The sequence below is a fragment of the Chthonomonas sp. genome (genome assembly GCF_035294505.1).
Taxonomy (GTDB): domain Bacteria; phylum Armatimonadota; class Chthonomonadetes; order Chthonomonadales; family Chthonomonadaceae; genus Chthonomonas.
In genome coordinates this window covers 42,443-48,442 of sequence record NZ_DATGKU010000078.1, presented here as the reverse complement: position 1 = coordinate 48,442, position 6,000 = coordinate 42,443, and the positions used below count along the sequence as shown (strand labels likewise).

Annotated in this window: 4 protein-coding genes; 1 reads left to right on the top strand and 3 read right to left on the bottom strand. The window is 56.2% G+C overall.

The window, feature by feature from the left end; genetic code table 11:
* Nucleotides 1-113 precede the first annotated feature (113 nt).
* Entirely contained in the window at nucleotides 114-671 is a 558-nt protein-coding gene (locus tag VKV18_RS04305; protein WP_324202994.1) for a nitroreductase family protein, read from the bottom strand.
* A gap of 136 nt (nucleotides 672-807) precedes the next feature.
* Here VKV18_RS04305 and VKV18_RS04300 point away from each other — a divergent pair, with 136 nt between their 5' ends.
* Nucleotides 808-2,124: a hypothetical protein gene (locus VKV18_RS04300; RefSeq protein WP_324202993.1), complete on the top strand. Its 1,317-nt coding sequence runs from the start codon at nucleotides 808-810 to the stop codon at nucleotides 2,122-2,124.
* A 13-nt stretch (nucleotides 2,125-2,137) separates the two neighbouring features.
* Here the strand turns inward: VKV18_RS04300 and VKV18_RS04295 are convergent, their stop codons facing one another.
* Nucleotides 2,138-3,037, bottom strand: a complete 900-nt coding sequence (locus tag VKV18_RS04295; RefSeq protein ID WP_324202992.1) for a prepilin-type N-terminal cleavage/methylation domain-containing protein — start codon at nucleotides 3,035-3,037, stop codon at nucleotides 2,138-2,140.
* Nucleotides 3,038-4,233: 1,196 nt separating this feature from the next.
* Complete coding sequence (trpE, locus tag VKV18_RS04290; protein WP_324202991.1) at nucleotides 4,234-5,742, bottom strand: anthranilate synthase component I; 1,509 nt, start codon at nucleotides 5,740-5,742, stop codon at nucleotides 4,234-4,236.
* Nucleotides 5,743-6,000 lie beyond the last annotated feature (258 nt).

Below are 6,000 nucleotides of genomic sequence, written 5' to 3'. Positions count from 1 at the left end.
CATAGCAGCAGCGCCCTAGATGCTCGGCAAAATGCCCATATAGACGCGGAGATATGGTGCCGATTGGGGAATCGGGCTTGATCGTGATACGCACCTCTTCCATTGTTAAATCCTCACCATCCGTTATAGTGTGTTAGCTCTACCAGCGGTTTGCGCGCACGCGGAGCCGTCTCTCGTTTCTGCAAGTCTTCCGGTAAATCCTCGAGGCGTCCAGGGTATCCAACCGCGATGACCACAACAATCCGATAGGGTTCGGGCACGTTCATGGCAGCCCGCATGGCAACCTCGTCCCACCCGGCCATCGGATGAACGACCAGTCCTTCGGCCGTTCCCTGTAGCAAAAGGTTCTCTGCCGCCAACCCACAGTCAAAAAGGTAAAGCGGCTGCCCGTTAATATCCCCATCCTCTTGGGGATTGGCACAGATCAACAGCAGCAGCGGAGCGCGGTTTGCCCATCGCTGATTGCCGGGATGGAGCGCCTCACGCGCGCGTGCCAGCGCCTCCGGCGCATCAATCACCACAAAGCGCCATGGCTGCGAGTTGCCGGATGAGGGCGCCCAACGCGCCGCCTCTAGCAGTCTGTGCGTCACCTCGCGGGGAACTGGCCGATTGGGGTCTATGGCGCGGGGGCTGCGACGTTGTGCCAATAACGGGTGAATCTCTAACGACATTCACGACTCCTGACGAAATAAGACGACATACACAAGCTCCGCAAATAGTATACTCTCTCTCCGTGTCTCTTGCATAAAAAAGCAGGAATCCGAACGGTTCGCTGAGAAGTATGATGGCATAAGATCGAGGCAAGAGATGGCGACTAGAAAGCGGTCAGCAGTTCAGAACTCGGAGCCTGAAGCAAAAACGCAACTTCTTCAGCGGATCAAAGCTTGGAAGACCGAAGCGAAGCGCGCGCGTTTGCGTTGGCTGGGTTATTTTTGCGCTCTCTTTTTACTTCTACCGTTCTCTGCTATCCTTCAAGAGCAGCCGGGTGCGGGGCAGGACATCGGCACTGCATTAGCCCCACTCGTTCTACCGGTTATTGCCTTTGGGCTACTGCTTGGCCTCGAACTGCTAGCCCATAAAAACCGCCGTTTTACCCAAAGAGAGCTTACCCAACAACTCGCCCACATCAACGACGAAACGTTACTTCCCCCTCTCATCCATTCTCTCGATTCCAATCACCCCAAGCTCAACCACCTACTCATCCAAACCTTGAAGCGCTTTTTTGCAGATACCTCGAAAGAGTTGGCCGCACTGACTTCGGCCGACTGGGAACAGCTGTGCAGCCATCTCTTGCCGTTGGTTGCTGAAGGCGAATTCGAGATGGTGCACCTGATTCTTCAGAGACTTCCCGTGCCCGCCAGCCCCCGTGTGGTGAGCGCCTTGGCCGACCTCGTCGCCTCCGACGCGCTTTGGCCGTTGGACATTCTATGGGAAGAGGCGAAAGAGCGCTTGGAGCGCCTGCTTACTTCATTCGACTTCCGCTTTGGTCTGCCGGTACCGGAGGCCGTAGATCAGTGGATTCAACAGCTCCCGTCTCCCTATTTCGATAATATGCTCTTCGCCCCTACCTACACCGTCTACTCTCTACAGACCGATGCCGTGATCGAGCCGCGCCATATGGGTCTTGCCTACTTAGCCATCGGTAAACTGCTGCCGCAACTCCCTCCGGCAAGGTTTCAGCAGCTTTCCAAGCGCAATCGGGCAACGCTCTACTGGAATCTGCTAGGAGAGCCGGTGACCTCTCAAGAGGCCTCTCTGCATCTCTCCCGACTCGGCCCGCAGTATGCGCACGCCGTGCTGGATAAGATAGCCCAGGTCGGGGATACAGACGCTCTACCCTATTTGAAGCGCTTCGTACAACATGGGGGGTTCCAAGAATGGGTTCCCCGTGAGATACGGGCACAAGCTCATCGCGTTCTCCTACACATTGAAGAGTGTGCGAAGCAGGAAGAGGTGGAACGCTCCCTTCTAAGGGCGAGCACGGCGCCATCTCTTCCCACAGAGGAGATGCTGAGACCTGCTTACGACTCGGTTCGGCGTCCTCTCGATGAAACCTTGTTGCTGCGCAGGGTTGTTTTTGACACCGAAAGCGGCGAGCAAAACCGCAACGAGGAAAAACTTTAAGCGGGTTTTGGCCCTACGGCGGTGGGTTAGGCAGCGGGTTGCGTACAATGTGATCGGGATACTCGTCCACTCGGGCGCGTCCCCACCGCATCCATTTCACATGACCGTCGAAGTAGATATAGTTGGAACCTCCATTATGGCGGTCATACTTAATCCAGCCCTGATCGCCGTACTTTCCGCTGCCCCATCGCACCAACGCGGCCTCTCCTACCCACGTATCGTAATCGTCTTGAGGCACATAGCCGTAGTCGGGATTGTCCGGGGCATCAAGCGCCGTGGAGTTGCGTTCGGAGAACATAATGATGTTCGGGTTGGGCAGGGCATCTATCACGGCCTCTGTGGCGAAGCCGGGGAGAACGCCTTCCATTGCATATCGGCACGATTTATGCGTGAAGATGGAGTTCAGAAGGTAGCTCCACATACACCAGTGGTGGATCTCCGCTTGGCACTGCTCCCCGTTCGGTGCGGCCTGGCATTCGGTGCCCAAAACGGTGATACCGCCGTTGTAATCCTGCAGGTTCGTCGCCAAAATTTGAGATCGTGGCTCCGGATCGGAGGGGCAAAAACCGATAAGCCGTCCCTTCATGTAGGGTTGAAAGAAGATCATCCAAGGTTTTTCAGCATTACTGTTTCCCTGCCCGCCTCCGATACATCCGTCCACCGTCGGCGGCAGATTAGGCACCTGGGTGCCATCATCTAGCACCCACTCCTCGTGATGATGAAAAAGGGCGCCATCCCAATCGTCCATATACATATGCGCCGCCATCGCGATCTGCTTCTCGTTGGAAAGGCAGGCCGTTTGGCGGGCGCTCTCACGCGCCTTAGCAAACACAGGAAACAAAATAGCCGCCAAAATAGCGATTATGGCTATTACGACAAGTAGCTCGATTAATGTGAAGCCTTCTCTTTTCAACCGCGTTACTCCTTTTACCCATCGGGAAGATACTCGACCGTAATTATACCGAACATCGGTTCATTATTGGGGTCACCCGCCCATCATGAGATGGAGTCGGCGCTCCCCATATCTGAAGGGGATGCGTCCCTGTCGGTTCTAGAGCCAGTTAGCTAAGCAAGCCTGCCTTGTTCGCCTCCTATTCGGAAGGTGCTCCTCTCCCCAATGGGGAGAGGGTTGGGGTGAGACCGCAGAGACTGCCGGCTTCACGGCTCTAGAGGCAGTTCACCGAGCAAGCCGACTTTGCTCGCCCCCTATCCCTTCCTTTCCCCCGATTCGGGAGAAAGGGGGCGGTTGTGGCTAGTTACTGCTGAGAAGGTTATCATAGCAAACCGCCAATGAACTTGCTGGTCTCCCCTCCCCCTATAGGGGGAGGGTTGGGGAGGGGCTTGAAGAGCCGGCGCTACGCCTGTCCTTTCGAGCCAAAGACGAGATAGACACCTGTCATTTCGAGCCGATACCACACCTGTCATTTCGAGCCGAAGGCGAGAAATCTTGCGTTTCACTTCCCAGCAGTTCCGAGGGCGAGGGGTGAGGCTGCAGAGACTGTCAACCTCAAGGTTCTAGAGCCAATTCGTGGAGCAAGCCTACCTCGCTCGCCCCCTATCCCTTCCTTTCCCCCGATTCGGGAGGTGCTAGCGCACGGCGATGCAGCGGCCAGGGAGATAGGCGATGAAGGGAACGACACAGGCCGCAAAGGCGCCGTCCGCGAGGACGCCCACCGCGAGGTGCCCTTCTCCCTGATAGGGGGAGGGGCGGGGGGGTGGGGGCTTTGAGGGGAAGGGCGTCGGCCTAGAGGGGCGGGGGGCTGTAGAATGGCGACGCCAAAGCCCCCCTCTCATCCCCCAGCACGCGGGGGGAAGCTTGCCCTCCCTCCCCCTGTAGGGGGAGGGGAAGGGCGCCCTGCCCCAGAAAATCTTGCGATTTTCTGGGGACTCCTTGTCGGCCTTGAGGGTCGGGGAGGGGCTGTAGAGATAAACAGCTGTCATTTCGGGCCGAAGGCGAGAAATCTTGTGTTTCAGCCCCTACCGGCTCTGAGGGGTGGGGTTGGGCTGCAGAGACCGACCGATTTATAAAGACTGTCGCTCTATAGGCTTCCTATCTATATCGCGATTTTTGATATGGGAAGCCGTCACAACGTGATCTAAAGAAGCCACCTATTCGAGGCCATCCTCGGCCATCTCGATAGCGGCTACCAGTGCTTTCGCTTTATTTACGCTCTCCTGATACTCGGATGCGGGCACCGAATCGGCAACCAGCCCCCCGCCCGACTGAATATAGGCCACCTGCCCATCGGTTAACATGGTGCGAATCGTAATGGCCATATCCATATCGCCGCTGTAGCTAAAGTAGCCCAAAGCGCCGGCGTAGAACCCCCGACGTGTCCACTCCTGTTCATCTATGATCTCCATCGCCCGCACTTTGGGAGCACCGGAGACCGTCCCGGCCGGAAAACAGGCACGCAGTACATCGTATACGCTCTTGCCGGGAGCTAGCTTGCCAACCACATTGCTCACAATATGCATCACATGCGAGTAGCGCTCGATCACCATCAACTCATCCACCCGCACACTTCCGAAAACGCAGACTCGGCCGATATCGTTGCGCCCCAGATCGACCAACATGATATGCTCCGCCCGCTCTTTCTCATCCGCCAGCAGCTCCGCCTCCAATCGGGCATCCTCTTCGGGGGTTTTGCCGCGAGGGCGGGTGCCCGCAATCGGGCGAACACACACGGTGTCGCCATGCACATTCACCAAAATCTCCGGCGAGGCCCCGATCAGTTTGCGTTTGCCAAGGTCGAAATAGCACATATAGGGTGAGGGGTTAATGGAGCGAAGCGCCCGGTAGAGATCGAACGGTCGGGCGGAGAAAGGAACCTTAAACCGTTGCGAGAGCACGATCTGAAACGCATCCCCGGCCAGAATATACTGCCGGCATCGCTCTACGGCCGCCTCGAACTCCTCCCGCGGAGTACAAGGCTCAACCACCACCTTTTGATGGGAGGCACGCGGCGGCGGAGGCGTATAAGGCGCCTGCAGACGTGCCACCAAAGAATCGATCTTCGCGATAGCGGCATCATAGGCTGTATCGGGGTCGTCGTCCACGTGAGCGTTACAGAGCACGAGGATCCGGTGCCGCACATGGTCGAAGATTACGAGGGTATCGGTAAACAGGAAGCAGGCATCATCTACTTGAAGCTCATCGGGGTTCGTATCGGGCAGCTTCTCAAAAAAGCGAACGAGGTCATAGCTAAAAAAACCAACGGCGCCCCCACAGAATCGCGGGAGATCGGACGTCGCAACAAACCGATAGCGCCCCATCAGGTCTTGAAGAACGTGAAGCGGGTCCTGCCCTTCTTCGAGCAGGAAATGGTGCTCGTGGCCCTCTTCAAGCAGTATCACCTGGCGGTTCTTCGTGCGCAACACAAGACCGGGGTTCACCCCTAGGTAGGAGTAGCGAGCCAAGCGCTCCCCTCCCTCAACGCTCTCCAACAAAAAAGCGCGCGGGTTTTCCCCCTCCTCTCCTAGTTCGGCAACAAGACGTTCAAAAGCAGAAACAGGGGTAAGTCTATCGGCAAGTATCTCCCGATAGACGGGTATCAGATTTCCTTTCTGCGCCAACGTGTGAAACGTCTCACGGTCGGGCCGAATATGTGTAGGCATCGGCAGATTGTATTTCCTTCTTGTCTTCCTTATGCAATGAGAGCACGAGAATATTGTACTCTTTTTTCTTCTTACAGACATCCGAGAAGGGGATCATCGCGGTGTCTTGTGTGCTATTCTAAAAACAAGGGACGGCTGAGAACGAGATGCAGAAAATTTTAAGATGCTCTGGCTGTCCTCACAAAGAAGGATTTCTGTCTTTTTCTGGCGTAGTATTATTTGCGAATTCGAGCAGAGTGTGATATAATGAAACTGTAG